Source organism: Falsihalocynthiibacter sp. BN13B15 (assembly GCF_041205415.1).
Lineage (GTDB): Bacteria > Pseudomonadota > Alphaproteobacteria > Rhodobacterales > Rhodobacteraceae > Falsihalocynthiibacter > Falsihalocynthiibacter arcticus.
In genome coordinates, this window is the sequence record NZ_JBGFCE010000003.1 from 394,381 (window position 1) to 410,103 (window position 15,723).

The 15,723-nt window shown below is 53.9% G+C and carries 15 protein-coding genes and 1 tRNA gene; 10 read left to right on the top strand and 6 right to left on the bottom strand.

Features of this window, described 5'->3' with window-relative positions; translation table 11 throughout:
- Nucleotides 1-25: 25 nt before the first annotated feature.
- Nucleotides 26-499: a cytochrome c gene (locus tag AB9F26_RS07130; RefSeq protein ID WP_369767694.1), complete on the bottom strand. Its 474-nt coding sequence runs from the start codon at nucleotides 497-499 to the stop codon at nucleotides 26-28.
- A gap of 92 nt (nucleotides 500-591) precedes the next feature.
- Here AB9F26_RS07130 and AB9F26_RS07135 point away from each other — a divergent pair, with 92 nt between their 5' ends.
- Nucleotides 592-1,464 carry a LysR family transcriptional regulator gene (locus AB9F26_RS07135; protein ID WP_369755741.1) on the top strand — a complete coding sequence of 291 codons (873 nt, stop codon included), beginning with the start codon at nucleotides 592-594 and terminating at the stop codon, nucleotides 1,462-1,464.
- 25 nt (nucleotides 1,465-1,489) lie between these two features.
- Here the strand turns inward: AB9F26_RS07135 and AB9F26_RS07140 are convergent, their stop codons facing one another.
- Nucleotides 1,490-2,284 carry an RlmE family RNA methyltransferase gene (locus AB9F26_RS07140; RefSeq protein WP_369767695.1) on the bottom strand — a complete coding sequence of 265 codons (795 nt, stop codon included), beginning with the start codon at nucleotides 2,282-2,284 and terminating at the stop codon, nucleotides 1,490-1,492.
- A 1-nt stretch (nucleotide 2,285) separates the two neighbouring features.
- Nucleotides 2,286-3,398 (bottom strand): Ppx/GppA phosphatase family protein, encoded by a 1,113-nt coding sequence (locus AB9F26_RS07145; protein ID WP_335584437.1) that lies wholly within the window; start codon nucleotides 3,396-3,398, stop codon nucleotides 2,286-2,288.
- Between the two features lie 297 nt (nucleotides 3,399-3,695).
- Between AB9F26_RS07145 and AB9F26_RS07150 the strand changes: the two genes are divergently transcribed.
- The 4 genes from AB9F26_RS07150 to AB9F26_RS07165 all read left to right on the top strand — a co-directional run bounded on the left by AB9F26_RS07150 (nucleotide 3,696) and on the right by AB9F26_RS07165 (nucleotide 8,068).
- Nucleotides 3,696-3,992, top strand: coding sequence for a virulence factor (locus AB9F26_RS07150; protein ID WP_335584436.1), 297 nt, complete (start codon nucleotides 3,696-3,698; stop codon nucleotides 3,990-3,992).
- Nucleotides 3,993-4,018: 26 nt separating this feature from the next.
- Entirely contained in the window at nucleotides 4,019-4,963 is a 945-nt protein-coding gene (locus AB9F26_RS07155; protein WP_369767696.1) for a methylenetetrahydrofolate reductase, read from the top strand.
- A gap of 10 nt (nucleotides 4,964-4,973) precedes the next feature.
- Nucleotides 4,974-5,951, top strand: a complete 978-nt coding sequence (locus AB9F26_RS07160; protein ID WP_335584434.1) for a methyltetrahydrofolate cobalamin methyltransferase — start codon at nucleotides 4,974-4,976, stop codon at nucleotides 5,949-5,951.
- A 74-nt stretch (nucleotides 5,952-6,025) separates the two neighbouring features.
- A complete protein-coding gene (locus AB9F26_RS07165; RefSeq protein ID WP_369767733.1) occupies nucleotides 6,026-8,068 on the top strand; it encodes an ASKHA domain-containing protein in 2,043 nt (680 codons plus the stop codon).
- Between the two features lie 25 nt (nucleotides 8,069-8,093).
- Here the strand turns inward: AB9F26_RS07165 and AB9F26_RS07170 are convergent.
- Both AB9F26_RS07170 and AB9F26_RS07175 read right to left on the bottom strand, forming a co-directional pair.
- Nucleotides 8,094-8,167, bottom strand: a tRNA-Gly gene (locus tag AB9F26_RS07170).
- Nucleotides 8,168-8,200: 33 nt separating this feature from the next.
- Nucleotides 8,201-8,989: a FadR/GntR family transcriptional regulator gene (locus tag AB9F26_RS07175; protein WP_369767697.1), complete on the bottom strand. Its 789-nt coding sequence runs from the start codon at nucleotides 8,987-8,989 to the stop codon at nucleotides 8,201-8,203.
- An 89-nt stretch (nucleotides 8,990-9,078) separates the two neighbouring features.
- On the opposite strand from AB9F26_RS07175, the gene AB9F26_RS07180 reads away from it, so the two are divergent.
- Genes AB9F26_RS07180 through larB form a run of 5 tightly spaced genes read left to right on the top strand, consistent with a single transcriptional unit; the run spans nucleotide 9,079 to nucleotide 14,247 of the window.
- Nucleotides 9,079-10,344, top strand: coding sequence for a glycerate kinase (locus AB9F26_RS07180; RefSeq protein ID WP_369767698.1), 1,266 nt, complete (start codon nucleotides 9,079-9,081; stop codon nucleotides 10,342-10,344).
- Complete coding sequence (larA, locus tag AB9F26_RS07185; RefSeq protein WP_369767699.1) at nucleotides 10,334-11,623, top strand: nickel-dependent lactate racemase; 1,290 nt, start codon at nucleotides 10,334-10,336, stop codon at nucleotides 11,621-11,623. The genes AB9F26_RS07180 and larA overlap by 11 nt, the downstream gene beginning before the upstream one ends.
- Nucleotides 11,620-12,774 carry a LarC family nickel insertion protein gene (locus AB9F26_RS07190; protein ID WP_369767700.1) on the top strand — a complete coding sequence of 385 codons (1,155 nt, stop codon included), beginning with the start codon at nucleotides 11,620-11,622 and terminating at the stop codon, nucleotides 12,772-12,774. The genes larA and AB9F26_RS07190 overlap by 4 nt, the downstream gene beginning before the upstream one ends.
- The gene (locus tag AB9F26_RS07195; RefSeq protein WP_369767701.1) at nucleotides 12,767-13,570 is read left to right on the top strand and encodes an adenine nucleotide alpha hydrolase; all 804 of its coding nucleotides are present in this window, start codon (nucleotides 12,767-12,769) and stop codon (nucleotides 13,568-13,570) included. Before AB9F26_RS07190 ends, AB9F26_RS07195 begins: the two co-directional genes overlap by 8 nt.
- Complete coding sequence (gene larB, locus AB9F26_RS07200; protein ID WP_335584428.1) at nucleotides 13,567-14,247, top strand: nickel pincer cofactor biosynthesis protein LarB; 681 nt, start codon at nucleotides 13,567-13,569, stop codon at nucleotides 14,245-14,247. The genes AB9F26_RS07195 and larB overlap by 4 nt, the downstream gene beginning before the upstream one ends.
- Here the strand turns inward: larB and AB9F26_RS07205 are convergent.
- Nucleotides 14,244-14,543, bottom strand: coding sequence for a hypothetical protein (locus tag AB9F26_RS07205; RefSeq protein WP_039003510.1), 300 nt, complete (start codon nucleotides 14,541-14,543; stop codon nucleotides 14,244-14,246). The genes larB and AB9F26_RS07205 overlap by 4 nt on opposite strands.
- Between the last annotated feature and the right edge of the window lie 1,180 nt (nucleotides 14,544-15,723).

Below are 15,723 nucleotides of genomic sequence, written 5' to 3' on the forward strand. Positions count from 1 at the left end.
TTTAGAAACAGTGTCTTAAAGAAAGCTATTTCTTTGGAGCGCGGTAGGCTTTGTGGCAAGAACTACAGGCGGCACCGACGCCCCCCATGCTGGCCTTGATGCCATCAACACCCTGCCCCGCGGTTGCGACCATCGCCTCGGCCGCGACAACAAGGGCAGCACCTTCTTCGCCAGCTTTTGAGCCTTCAGCCCAAATTGCTGGCATTGCGCGTGACCCGGGAAATGTGTCGCTGTCGGTTCCGGGCAACCAAAAACCGGATTGATCGGCGGTAACCGTTGCGAGCAAAGCATCGGCCGCGGCCTGTGCTGCGGCCGCGTCATAGGCCACTTCGCCTTTGAGCATCGCGCCAAGAGCGCCGAGCTCTTTGCCGCGTTGCTTCATATTCTCTTGGCGCGCTTCAACCGCGGCTTTGAGTTCGGCTTCGGTGCTGGCAAATGAGATAGTTGCGCCAGAAATAGCAACGGCGGCGCTAACGAGAAGAATAGAAAGACGTTTCATATGAATTTTCCTTGCAAAGAGTCGTTTATCTAAGGTTAGCTGTTAGAAAATACATAGACAGTCCCCAATTTTGCAGAAGGTCCTCTTTATTTATGCACAAGGAAAACTGGGATGACCTACGATTTGTTTTGGCCGTCGCAGATTTAGGGTCAGTTTCAAAGGCGGCCAAGCATTTGGGTGTAAATCACGCGACCGTTTTGCGACGGGTCGCAAGCTACGAGGAACAACTCGGCACGGTATTGTTTGAGCGTACAGCCCATGGTTATCAAGTTCTAACTGATAAACGCGACGTGTTTGCCGCCGCGCGTGAGGCCGAGGATGCGCTTCGAGCGGTGCAAAACCTCGGCGGACACGCGCGCCCCGTCTTGAGCGGAACGGTCCGTGTGACCTCAACCGACACGTTTTGCCATTCGATATTGCCCGAAATTGCGGCCCAATTGCAGTCCCAAACCAACCAGTTATACATTGAGCTTTTGTCCACAAATGCCCATGTCGATTTGGGCCGCCTACAGGCCGATATCACGGTGCGTCCTGCCCTAAAGCTTGAGGACGATTTGATCGGGGAACAAGCTGCCATCATGGGATTTTCAGCCTATATGTCCCGCACACTCTCGCCTGAAAAATCGAACGATTGGATCACCTTAGTTGGTCCGCTGGCTCGCTCCCAGCCTGCCAATTGGATGTCCAAGTTCATTCCGCAAACCGCATGTGTTGCGGCCGCAGACAGCTTTCAAACGCTGTGCCGTCTCGCCGTTGCGGGGCTTGGATGTACGTTTTTACCGAGTTTTATCGGCGACGCAGCACCCGGATTAATACGCCGTGAAACACAGGCACCCGAAATGACGGTGCCGATTTGGGTTGCGAGTCATTCGGACCTCGCGCAAACTCCTAGAATTCGTGCGCTTCGGGCTCAACTTTCGGCCTGTCTCGCCGACCGCGCCGATATTTTGCGCGGCAAACTTTAATCAAGGACCGCGCAAAAACCGTTTATCAGATGTTAGATTTATCCGCAGCCGTGCCGCCGCGAAACCCTGTGGCGACAATGAATTTTTCTGAGCTGTCCGCACGACTGGCTGGTGGCTTAACGTAGGTCACCTTCTTGAATTTCATCCGCAAAATCTTCTGCAAGAAATCTTCGGCTCCACCTGCCAAAACCTTGGCAACAAAGGTTCCCTCAGGCTCAAGTACATCAAAAGCGAAATAAGCGGCGGCTTCACATAGCGCCATAATCCGGTTGTGGTCAGTCTGTTTATGTCCTGATGCCGAGGCCGCCATATCGCTCAGCACAACATTGGCGCGACCGTTAAGCCATGTTTTGACTTGCTCGTCAGCATCGTTTTCCAGAAAATCGAGAACATGGATATCGGCCCCGGGAATAGGTTCAACCTCTTGGAGATCAACCCCCAAAACGGTGCCAATGGACTTGCCCTTTTTCTCGCCGAGCGCATTCACACGCCGCACTGCAACTTGGCACCACCCCCCCGGTGCACAGCCTAAATCGACAACGCGCGCTCCGGGCGTGAAGAAATTAAACTTATCGTCCAATTCCAAAATCTTATAGGCCGCACGACCGCGATAGCCATCGGCGCCCGCCCGTTTGACATAGGGGTCGTTGAGTTGGCGTTCGAGCCAAAGTGTCGAGGAAAGCTTGCGTCCACGCGCAGTTTTTACCGTGACCCGAAGGTCGCGCAATCCACGTCCAGAGCCGCCCCGCGATCCCGGGCCGCCAGCCCCTTTGCCGCCAACCCGACGCCCTGCGCCGCCTTTTTCAGAACCGTCTGCCATTTTAATCGGCCTCATCTATTAACACGCCATCGGCGCTCATTAGGGCGTATAGCAGCCCTTCGCGCAAACCGCGATCCGCAACTGAAAGTTTATCCGTTGGCCATATCCGCAGCAAGGCCTGAAGAATCGCGGCACCAGACATGATCAACGCCTGTCGATCTTTGCCAATCCGTGGATCGTTGCGCCGCCCGTCCGGACCAAGCGACAAATATTCCTGAATGACCGCATCGATTTGGTCGCTGGTCATTTGCAAGCCGTCGACCTTGTTGCGATCATAGCGACGCAAATTTAAGTGACTTGCAGCGACGGTCGTAACGGTTCCCGAGGTGCCAATGATCTGAAATCCAGCCCGAATGTGGTCGCCGATATAGGGGGTGAAATTCGCCAATTTCTCCTCAAAAAACCAACTCATCAAGGCAAAACGCGCCGCGTCATTATCCACATCCATAAACTGATCGCGCAGCGTCGCCACCCCAAGGGGCACCGAAATCCAATCCACAACCCGCGCCATTGTATCGGGCAACTTCTTGCCGTCAAATCCATGTTTTACCTGCATAATCGCGGCTTTTCGGTCGCGTTTGGGAAGGTGGGAAACATCGAGCCAAACAAGCTCCGTGCTACCGCCGCCAATATCCACAACCAGCAATTGCTCGGTTTTACGGCTCATCAAAGGCGCGCAACTAATCACCGCGAGGCGCGCCTCTTCTTGGGCGGGAATAATCTCAAGCTTAAGGCCGGTTTCGCGCTTCACCCGCGAAATCAACTCATGCGCATTGGTGGCCCGTCGACAGGCCTCGGTCGCAATCAATCGCATCCGCGTCACTTTGTGGCGACGTAGTTTCTTTTGGCAAATTCGCATCGCTTGAACCGTGCGCGCGATCGATCCGCGAGACAAACGGCCAGAAGCCTCAAGCCCTGATCCAAGCTGAACCGACTTGGAAAAACTGTCGACAACTTCAAATTGCGCACCTTTGGGACGCGCAATTAACATGCGGCAACTATTTGTACCCAAATCCAGTGCCGCATACAGCGGCACGGAATCGGTGTGTATTGGCGCGGGGGTATCAACCGCAACTGGGATCGCGCCCGCACCATCGGGACGCTTGGGCGTCATTTTTACGCCCTTTCATTTTCGAGTTATCCCCAAGCTATGTCCTTCTGTGCACAGGTGCAAGGACACTCGTCGGGCAATACGCGCTTTGCGCCCCTCATAATGAACATGAAGATTTTTCCAATGCTGCCCCGTAGCACTGCCGCGCGCAAACCTTTAGAGCTACGTCCGAGCACGCCTTTTGGGCTACGTCCGAGCACGCCTTTTGGGCTATGGGTCGCGAAAACGAGATGTCAGGTCGAAATTCGACCTTAATTGCGCGCGGGCCACCCTAAAACTAAAGAGAGAAGGGAATCAGCAGTGGCACAAGTTACCATCGTATATTGGCGAGATATGCCAGCACAGGTCATCGTTGGACGTGGCCGTCGCAGTGTGAAAATTCAGCTCTCTGAGCGGTTTGAGCAAGCGATTGATCGTGCGGCAATGGCTTCGGGGGCCGCAGGCACCGACGCGTATCTCGCGGAGTGGCGCAAAGCCCCTTCGGTCGAAGTTGAAGGCAGTGACGAGGAGGCCGCACAGGCCAAAGCTGCTGAAATCGAAGCCGAATATGATCGTGACCGCCTCAAAGCGCTGATTACCAATAACGGATGGGCTTAACCCCATCCTCCTTTTGGAGGGCATGTATGTCACTGTTATCGTTCAAACGCCGCGAGTCTGGCACCCAGAATATCGTGCCCCGCAATGTGACCGCATTGATGGAAGACTATTCCATTGAGGTCATGCCGCGCACGGCCGAAAAGGTTGACGATTTCCGCGCCCTCCTGCCCCAAAATACCCGCGTATACGTTGCGCATATCGAAGGCACACCGATTGAAGAGATGGTCGCCACCGCTGCGCGTTTGGCCCGTGACGGTATGCAAGTCATGCCGCATTTTCCCGCGCGCATCATTCAAGATCGCGCCACATTGGCCGATTGGATTGCGCGTTACCAAGGCGAAGCGGGCGTTGAGCAAGGCCTGATCCTCGCCGGCGGTGTCGCGAAACCCCACGGTGACTTCCACAGTTCAATGCAGCTGTTAGAAACCGGTCTTTTTGACGGTTTCAAACGTCTGCACATTGCGGGCCACCCCGAAGGCAACCGCGATATTGATACCGACGGCACTGACCGCCTCGTGATGGACGCCCTGCGTTGGAAGCAAGATTTCAACGACCGCTCCGACGCGCAAATGGCCATCGTGACGCAATTCGCCTTTGAAGCCGCCCCCGTGATCAAATGGATCGAGACCCTTGAGGCCGCAGGCATTACGATCCCCGTGCATTTGGGCGTCGCGGGTCCTGCCAAGTTGCAAACCCTCATCCGTTTTGCCATTGCCTGTGGCGTTGGCCCCTCGCTCCGCGTTTTGCAAAAACGCGCCCGCGACGTCACGAAACTGGTTGTGCCTTATGAGCCAACAGACCTTGTAAAAAGCCTCGCCGACTATAAAGCGGCCAATCCAAAAAGCTTGTTGAAATCGTTGCATTTCTTCCCATTGGGTGGCATTACAACGAACGCAAACTGGGCTCTTTCACACTCTAATGCCACGCCCGCTCATTCCGATACCGCCGCTTTGGCACCACAAGACCCTTAAAGGATAGCCCATGACCCGTACCGTCGTTGAAAGTAAGACCAAAACCTCCATTATAGGCTTCGACGAACCGTTTTGCGTCATCGGCGAAAGGATCAACCCAACGGGCCGCAAAAAACTCGCTGCCGAATTGGAGCTTGGTGATTTCTCGACCGTTGAACGCGATGCTATTGAGCAGATGCTGTGTGGCGCGAATATTCTGGACATCAACTCGGGTGCGGTGTTTTCCAACAAAATGGCCGAAGACCCCCGCTATGCCGATAACAACTTCGTAGAGCCACCTTTGATGCGCGAACTTATCCTTCGTATTCAAAAGGTTGTGGACACGCCTTTATGTATCGACAGCTCGGTTCCCGCAGCCCTTCTCGCGGGGCTTGAAGCCGCCGAGGGCCGGCCCTTGCTCAATTCCGTGACGGGCGAAGAAGAGCGTCTCGAGTTGGTTTTACCGCTGGTTAAGAAATTCAACGTGCCTGTTGTGGCGATTTCTAACGACGATACCGGCATTTCTGAAGACCCCGATGTGCGCTTTGCCGTCGCCAAAAAGATCGTAGAACGGGCCGCCGATTTTGGCATTCCCGCCCATGATATCGTGGTTGATCCGCTGGTTATGCCGATTGGCGCGATGGCGACTGCGGGGCAACAAGTCTTTACCCTCGTTCGGCGTTTGCGCGATGAATTGGGCGTTAACACGACCTGTGGCGCATCAAACATGTCCTTTGGTCTGCCGCGCCGTCACGGCATCAACGCCGCCTTCCTCCCGATGGCCATCGGGGCTGGCATGACCAGCGCGATCATGAACCCTGTGCGCCCTGTTGAAATGGAAGCCATTCGCGCCGCGAATTTCCTCAACAACAACGACCCGCACGGCACAGAATGGATTAAATTCAGCCGTGTTCTAGAGGCCGTCGCCGCCGGAATGTCGTTTGCGGACGCCTCGAAAGAATCCGCTGAAGCCAGTTCGGGCCGCGGTGGACGCCGCCGTCGCCGTTAACTAAAAGAAACACCAAAAAGGGGGTGAAATTTGCCCCCTTTGCTTCCTAAAAAATGAGTTTCCCCGTGAGTGACATCAAAATCGACCCCCTCGTGATTTTTACACCCTCCGGAAAACGGGGGCATTTTCCTGTGGGCACCCCTGTGCTCACGGCGGCGCGTCAATTGGGCGTTGATCTAGATTCCGTCTGTGGCGGGCGCGGGATTTGTAGCAAATGTCAGGTCGAACCCTCCTTTGGCGAGTTCCCGAAACACGGGCTCACCGTGGCAAAAACGGCGCTGTCACCTATCAACGAAGTTGAAGAGCGCTATGATCGCATTCGCGGCCTAAAACCAGGCCGACGATTGGGGTGTCAGGCAGTGATTTCGTCGGATATCGTGATCGACGTGCCCCCCGAAAGCCAAGTGCACAAACAGGTCGTGCGCAAACGCGCCGAGGCCCGTGACATTACCCTCGCCCCCTCTATCCGCCGTGTTTTGGTCAGTGTAGAACAACCAGACATGCACGAACCCACGGGGGATTTTGAACGCCTTTCCAAAGGCTTGTCTGACCAATGGGACATTGTGGGCATCACGGCCTCCCTGCCCGTTTTAACCCGTCTGCAAAAGGTTTTGCGCAAAGGAGACTGGTCAGTCACTTGTATCATCCACGACGCGGGCACGGGTACCGCACCCGTCCTACTCGACATTTTCGCAGGATTTGACGAACGCGCACTCTTCGGGCTGGCGGTGGATCTCGGCTCGACCACAATTGCCGGCCATTTGTGTAACTTGGAAACTGGAGAAGTCGTCGCAAGCGCAGGCCTGATGAACCCCCAAATCCGCTATGGCGAAGACCTGATGAGCCGCGTGAGTTACGGCATGATGAACGAAGGCGGATCAGTTGAAATGACCGCCGCCGTGCGCGAAGGCATGGCGCAATTGTGCCGCGACGTCGCCAAAGAGGCCGACATCGAGTTGTCGCAAATTGTCGACTCGACCATCGTGTGCAACCCGGTCATGCACCACCTGTTTTTGGGAATTGATGCCTATGAATTGGGTCAAGCGCCCTTCGCATTAGCAACCTCAAACGCCCTCAATTTGGCCGCACGCGATGTTGGTTTGCCCTTGCATGAAAACGCCGCGCTTTATATTTTGCCGTGCATCGCGGGTCACGTTGGCGCGGATGCCGCGGCAGTTGCCTTGTCGGAAGCGCCCGAAAAATCCGAAGACCTTGTGCTTGTTGTCGACGTCGGCACCAATGCGGAAATCCTTTTAGGCAATACAACCCGTGTGTTAGCTTGCTCTTCTCCCACGGGCCCCGCCTTTGAAGGCGCACAAATCTCTGCAGGTCAACGCGCCGCACCAGGTGCCATTGAACGTGTCGAAATCGACCCCGAGACCAAGGAACCACGCTTTAAAATCATCGGCAGCGACCTTTGGTCGACCGAAGAAGGGTTTCACGAGGTCGCCTTGGCAACGGGCGTCACGGGCATTTGCGGCTCTGGAATTATCGAATTGGTCGCAGAAATGCGCGTTGCAGGGATCGTCGACGGGCCGGGCCTCATCGGATCAGCCGAGCAAGTCGGCACGCCGCGTTGTTTCCCCGATGGACGGACTAATTCCTACCTCGTTTATGACGCGACACCGCTTGGGGGCACAAAAATCACCGTGACCAATCGCGACATCCGCGAAATCCAAATGGCCAAGGCCGCGCTCTATTCTGGCGCGCGCTTACTGATGGACAAATTCGATGTCGACACTGTGGATCGCATCGTGCTGTGCGGCGCGTTTGGCGCGCATATCAGTCCAAAACACGCGATGATTTTGGGAATGATCCCCGACTGCGCCCTTGAAAAAGTGACTTCTGCGGGCAATGCGGCAGGCACAGGCGCACGGATCGCACTGTTGAATACTGACGCAAGGCGCGAGATCGAAGCCACGGTACGCGCCATCCACAAGATCGAAACCGCTATTGAACCCCGCTTTCAGGAGCATTTCGTCAACGCGTCAAACATCCCCAATGCCGTGGATGGCTTCCCACATCTCGACGCGATTCTGACCTTGCCGTCGTTGAATTTCAACACGTCTGGTGATGGAACAGAGGGCGGCGGACGGCGGCGCAGACGTCGCGGCTAACGTTATGATTTTAAAGGGAATATTTTGGAGCGGGTGAAGGGAATCGAACCCTCGTATTCAGCTTGGGAAGCTGCTGCTCTACCATTGATCTACACCCGCATGCCGACATTTTATCTCGCGATTTTGAGCGGTTCAAGAGGGGAAATCCCATTCTCCGATTTCCGTTTCAACACGACGCCGCAACCGTTCTGGTGGTGGAGAAACTTCTTGGCGGTCTTCAGGCGCCAGAGCCTGCCAACCGTCCAAAATCTGCGCCCCAAACAACGCGATATGGCGGCGCATCGCTTCGCGTGCTTTGGGACCATTTCCTAGCTCCAGAGCTGAAACGATCTCCACATGCTCTTGAATTAATTGAGGTTTCATTGCATCGACGTTCACACGACTGTGGATTTTAACCCACATTGGCATCTGCAATCGTTGACACCAAAATTCGGCAACAGCATTCACTAACGCTAGATTTCCCGTCGCCCGTGCAATCGTTAGATGGAATTCTTCGTCCGCATTTTCGCCCCAAAACGCGCTACCGCTTTCATTTTGCATGGCATCAATCAACATTTTCAGACGCGCAATTTCTTCAGGGCCAATGTTTTCTGCCGCGAGGGCTGCGACTTCGCCCTCAATCATAATTCGCGCTTCCAAAAGCTCAAATGGTCCCGGCCCTGCAAGTTCTAGTAACTGATTGTCCCGCGGCGGACGGGCCGCAACTTGCACCCCTGCCCCGAACCTATTTTCGACGTAGCCCGTTATTTCTAACGCAATAAGTGCTTCTCGGATCGTGGCGCGCGAAACGCCTAAACTCTCGACCAATACTCGCTCCGCAGGCATTTTCTGCCCCGCTTTAAGCGCACCTTCTAGGATACGATCAGCGATTTGCTGGGCCACAAGGCGGTATCTTGGAACCTGTGCAACGGGCTTGAACATGTGGCTACTCCTTGATTGATTGACAGATTGCCTGACAATCTCATATAAAGCAAGCACACCCATTCACGCCACCGTCTACCGAGGCCGAAATGATACCTAGTGACTTCCTGAAATCCCTTTTTGACGCGGCTCTTGAAGCAGCGGACCCCTTCAAAGCGGTTCCCCCCTATTTGCCAGAAAAACCCAAGGGGCGCGTGGTTGTCGTCGGCGCAGGAAAGGCCTCCGCGCGCATGGCACAGGCAGTTGAAGCGCAATGGGGGCCGTGCGAAGGCCTCGTCATCGTTCCACACGGTGCGTCATTACCTTGTGAGGGCATCGAAATTGTGGAAGCGCGGCATCCCGTTCCTGACGCCGCAGGTGTTGATGCAGCCCGCAGAATTCTTGTGCTCGTAGAGGAGTTGGGGCCAGAGGATCTCGCGCTTTGCCTGATTTCTGGCGGCGGTTCCGCCCTGATGTCTGCCCCCGCAAATGGTTTAACATTGAATGATAAGCAATTGTTAAATAAACTTCTTTTGGAAAGTGGTGCTGCAATAGACGAAATGAATGTGCTGCGCAAACACCTCTCGGCCATCAAAGGAGGTCGCCTCGCCGTAGCAGCCGCTCCTGCGCAAATTCTAACCTTAGCCATAAGCGACGTTCCCGGCGACTCGCCATCGATTATTGCCTCTGGCCCAACTGTACCCGACGCCTCCACCGTCGCGGACGCGCTTTCGATCATCGAGCGGTTCTCCATCGACCTTCCCGACCACATCCTTGACGTTTTAAAAGGCCCCGATGGCGAAACACCGAACGCCGACCATCCTGCCTTTACCAAAGCCCAAACCCACATCATCGCCGCCCCCCAAGCAAGCCTTGAGGCCGCCGCCGCTGTCGCGAAACGCGCTGGAGTGACCCCGATAATTTTGGGCGACGCAATTGAAGGTGAGGCCCGCGAGGCCGGAAAAGTTATGGCGGGAATCGCGACACAAATTAGCCGCCACGGCCAACCCGCACGTGGGCCGGCCGTCCTGATTTCCGGCGGAGAAACAACCGTGACCGTGCGTGCAAAACCGGGCAAAGGCGGGCGCTGTAGCGAGTTTTTGTTGGGCTTTGCCCTCGCCGCTTGGGACAATCGGGCAATCTCGGCATTGGCCTGCGACACAGATGGACGCGACGGATCAGAACATAACGCGGGGGCGATTTGGACGACCCAGACCCACGCAAAAGCCACCCGCGATGCGGCCTATACCGCACTGGCAAACCACGACGCCTATAGTTTTTTCGAAGGGATCGACGGTCTCGTTCAAACCGGACCGACCCATACCAACGTGAACGATTTCAGAGCGATTTTTGTGGAGACAACAGATGAAAATTGACCTTCTATATGGGCGCGAGGGCCTAGAACTAACCTTGCCCGAGGGCGCAAAGGTGACCGTCATTACAAAACCCGCGTTTCCCACGCCGGACTCGCCAGAAAATCTCATCGCCAATGCCCTAAGCAACCCCGTTGGCAGCGCGAATTTCGAGGCCCTGTGTCAGGGTCGCAGATCCGCATGTATCCTGATTTGCGACATCACCCGCCCCGTTCCAAACCATCTTTTCCTGCGCCCTATGATCGAGGGAATGATTGCTGCCGGCATTCCTAAAAATAAGATCACCGTCCTCATTGCGACGGGGCTTCATCGGCCCAATTTGGGTGAGGAACTCGAAGAATTAGTCAATGATCCTTGGGTATTAGAGAACGTTCGGGTTGAAAACCACTATGCGCTCAACGATGAGGATCACGTTGATTTAGGCGTCACTAAAGGACGCGGCGTTCCGGTCAAACTTGACAAACGACTGGTCGACGCTGATCTACGGATTGCTACGGGCCTCGTGGAGCCGCACTTTATGGCGGGCTATTCTGGTGGGCGCAAAGTTGTCGCCCCCGGTGTTGCGCATCACGAAACCATTCGCACGTTTCACTCGGCGCGGTTCATGGAAGACCCCGCCGCTAAGGAATGCAATCTGGTGGCCAATCCACTGCATGAAGAACAGCTCGAAATCGTGCAAATGCTGGGGGAAACCTACGCCTTAAACACCGTTATTGACGAAAAACGCAGGCTGGTTTTTGCAAGCTTCGGCGAGATCATCCAAAGCCACCTTTCCGCCGTTGAATTTGTGCGAGAGTTCACCGAAATCCCCGTGGGCCGGACGTTCAAAACGGTCGTGACCTCCGCTGCGGGTTATCCGTTGGACCAAACCTATTACCAAACGGTGAAAGGCATGGTCACTCCCCTCGATATCCTTGCGCCCGGAGGCACGTTGATCATCGCATCCCATTGCGGCGAAGGGCTTGGCTCGCCACATTTTCGGGCCGCGCAAGAAAAATTGGTTGCAATGGGCCCGACAGCATTTCTGGACTCCCTACTGGCTAAATCTCTTGCTGATGTTGACGAATGGCAGACCGAAATGCAGCTCAAACCCATGCGCGCGGGGCATGTGCATCTCTATTCATCGCACTTACCCGAAGCGGATTTCGCGGTCACGGGTATTTCCCGCGTCACAGACCTCACTGCAGCCATCGCCGCGAGTATCAAAACGCATGGCGACGCCGATATCGCTGTGATCCCAGAGGGGCCCTATGTGGTTCCACAGGCACGGAAAAAGGCATGAGCCGCCACCTTCACCTAGATGTTTTGGGCGGTATCTCGGGCGATATGTTCCTTGCGGCCATGTTGGATACATTTCCGCATTTTGCGCCGATTTTGCGCCAAGATATTTCCGATGCGGGGCTAGATTTCGCGGTTGGATTAACTGTTGCTACGGTCAAGAAAGCTGGGTTTAGAGCGTCGCAGGTCACCTTCAAAATTGAAACCGACGCCCCACCAACACACAACTGGTATGACATTAAAAAATTTATTAATGGCAGCGACTTACGGGATGAAGTAAAGGTAATTACCCTCGACATTTTCACCTACTTAGCTTCAGCTGAAGCGCAATGCCATAGCGTTAAAATTGACGCGGTCCATTTTCATGAGGTCGCCGATTGGGACTCCCTCGCCGATATTGTTGGCGCCGCAAGCATCATTGATCAAGCCGCCGCAACTTGGTCTGTGAGTGCACTGCCGCTCGGCTCTGGTCGCGTGAAAACACAGCATGGCTGGATTCCCGTTCCTGCCCCTGCGACGACCCTCCTCTTGCACGGCTTTGAGGGTTATGATGATGGTGTTAGCGGCGAAAGAATTACTCCGACCGGCGCCGCGATTCTTAAGTATTTGGAACCTGCAAAAGCGGCTCCTCCGGGGTCCGTTTGCAACACAGGCATGGGGGCAGGACAGAAGGACTTCCCCAACGTCGCCAATATCTTGAGGGTCTTAGAAACAACGTCGACCGTCGATGATATACAACAGGATATGGTCAGTGAAATCGCGTTTGAAATCGACGACATGACAGGCGAAGAACTGGCTATCTCAGTCGAATACCTACGCGAGACGGAAGGGGTAATTGACGTCGGATGTCGGCAAGAACTGGGGAAAAAAGGACGCAATCGCACGGCACTTCGCATTTTGGCGCTTCCCGCACATCAAGACTCCGTCATACGCGCCTGTTTTATCCAAACATCAACGCTTGGAGTTCGATTTTCGACAGTTCGCCGAAAAATTCTGCGACGCACATCCGAAACGCATGCAGGCTGGCCAATTAAAACGGCCAACAGGCCCACTGGAAACACAATTAAGGTCGAGAGCGACGCTTTGGCCCCCCTTTTGAGCCTTGCTGAGCGGCGCAAGCAAGCCCGTGAATCTGAGGGACTACGTGATGCATGATATTCCGAAAGCCCTTGAGAAACTCGCCACATTTCAGCGTTTGCGCAGGGTTGTTATGCAATCCTCAAACTTGACAGTAGCCGTGAGTGGTGGCGTTGACAGTCTAACGCTTGCAACGATTGCGGGACGCCTCAATGGGCAGGTCACTGTGGCCCACGCGCTGTCACCGGCCGTTCCGAGCGAAGCCACGCAGCGCGTGAGGGATATGGCGCGAACTGAAAACTGGACGCTTAAAACACTCAACGCCCGAGAGTTTGACGACCCAAATTACATTAAAAACCCCCATAATCGCTGCTATTTCTGTAAAAGTAATCTCTATGCACGCATCCGTCAGGAATGCCACGGAGACCTAGCTGCTGGCACAAATTTGGACGACCTTGGCGAATACAGACCCGGATTGATTGCTGCGAAAGAGAATAACGTTTTACACCCTTTTGTAGAGGCCAAAATCGACAAATCGGAGTTGCGAAACTTCGCGCGGTTGCTGGGGTTGCCGGATATCGCCACATTGCCCGCACAACCCTGTTTGGCCAGTCGCGTTGAGACGGGCATTGCCATTTCCGCCGGCGACTTGGCGCTCATCCATAAAATCGAGACTGCCGCGGCCACGATGATGGATGCGGACGACATTCGGTGTCGCCTCACGCCAAACGGGTTGCGACTGGATACAAGTTCCAAGCCGAGCGAAGCGGCCCTTCAAGCGGTCAAAACGCTTTGCGAAATGGCCGGAAAACCTTTCGTAAGCCATGCAGCCTATAGTCGAGGGAGCGCGTTCATCATGCCGATATCATCATGAAATCACACACAAATATTGATTGGGATCGTAAAGCGAGAACGTCCCTCCCCGAAGTAATTTATGCCGAAAATAAGTCTGTGGAACATCTATTGGACATTTTTGACGCACATGTACAATCCCAGACGCCACTATTGATGACCCGCCTGACGGACGCACAATTGCACGCGTTGGCTCCTCACAATGTTCTCTGCGATTTGGTTGCACGAACGGCAGTCTTTCGGGCGCCAAAAATCGCGCCGAATGCACCAAAACTGGCCGTGGTGACGGGTGGAACGTCCGACCATAAGGTTGCGCAGGAAGTTATTTCAACAGCGCAGTTTTTTGGTTTAAACGCAGTGCTCTTCGCCGATCTAGGCGTCGCTGGATTGTGGCGATTGCAAGAACGTCTACCGGAATTACGCGAATTTCCATTGATAGTTGCAATTGCAGGTATGGAAGGTGCGCTTTTTTCGGTCCTTGCCGGATTAGTCTGTGCTCCGGTAATTGCTGTGCCAACGTCCGTCGGCTATGGCGTTTCCCAAGGCGGACAGGCGGCCCTCACCTCAGCTTTGGCAAGTTGCGCACCTGGTGTCTTGACCGTAAATATCGACAACGGCTTTGGAGCTGCCGCAGCAGCCGCCAAAATATTGCGCCCTACTGCGGTTTCCGAAAAAGACACTGGTGCTATCGTTTTCTAACGAAATGTGACAACCCCTTGTGATGTTGGGTCGTCGTTTTCAGCGGCCATTGGTTTGACTTCGGGCAATGGCCCCGTCCCATAAAGCCGGAAAACGCAGGCACTGGGCGTATCTTTGGAAACGTTTTCTTCCTGCGCCGCAAGCCGTTCTTTTAAATGCTCCTCTTGAAGCAGGTTAAAAAGCCGTTCCCGCTTTACAACAACATTTCGAAAACGTTTTTGCACTTTATTCTTTGCGTCTGCTGTCCCATTTGACACATCTGTGCCACCTTGAGAAATATCTTGGTGTATGCTCATAAACCCATCCTAAAAACCCAAATCACCCGCTTTGGATCATGCAGACTGAATCTTAATAATCCGCGAAACTTTTCGGTTTGCCTTGAATTTTATACATTTATCGTGCGTTTTGCAGGTCAGGGCGCTTCTGATGCGATTGCCGTCAAAGTCATTAAATTACCGCGAAATACATGAACTTATTGGCACAAGGCATTGATATAGAAATATTTTGTGCCATTTACTTCTGGAGGCGTTTCCCCCAAACCTTGCGACACGGGATATTACCCCCCCCTGAAGCCCGTTTTTCAAGTCATTGAGCATAGGGGATTACTTTAATTGGATTATGCATACCGCGCTGAATTTATAAGATAAATACCTGTCGCCACGCCCTCATCTAGTCTTTGAGGCGACCTCAAATAAACGCCATATCCACAAGAGATTGGCACCGGAGTATTGAGTAATACAAGGATAGTATTTTTGAGAATTGAACCAATCCGAGCAGCTTCCGCACGAAAAACCACCTGCCAGAGATTGTTGAGGAAATCGCTATTCGTGATATAGCCCTAGAACCCTAATTCCGGTCCCTCTTAGCGTAATTGATCGGTTCGTGCCACGTGGTCCCTGCCAACTGAATCTGCCTTAAATAAGGTGAGTCAGGCCTATATCCGTTAAATTTTCGACGCAGTTCAGGCCGCTAGGGGCGCAGTTTTACAAACAGACGTAAATTTAGATAAACGATCTCAGTTTAATACGAAAATATTTCCTTGCCATAAGGATGGAGACGAGCAAATTTTTCGGGGTACCAGCGAAAACGTGCCGCTCAATACCGAGGTTATTTGAATGTTCCAGAGCAATCTTGACGCTTGAATGAGACCAAATCCCGTTACTGAACCGCCCCAGTTTAATCGGGCGATCCACAGCATAAAACCCGAATTAAGCTGGAGCTTTGGTTATGCCCAGATCTCTAATGTGCGCGGATATTCCCATGTGTTCTGGCATTGCTTCTCACAGTATTCCTCACCGAAATCATAAAACCCTCAGACCAAGCACCCCGTTTATTTTTCATTGGGCCCGTACAGGACTATATTTGAGCGTGTCTGGCTGGGATAAACGTCGCTCGCACGTATCACCTTGAAACCGACAATCTACTTCTTTAGCTATAAAAACAGATTCTTTAACGGTGCCGTCGCGAACTTGAATC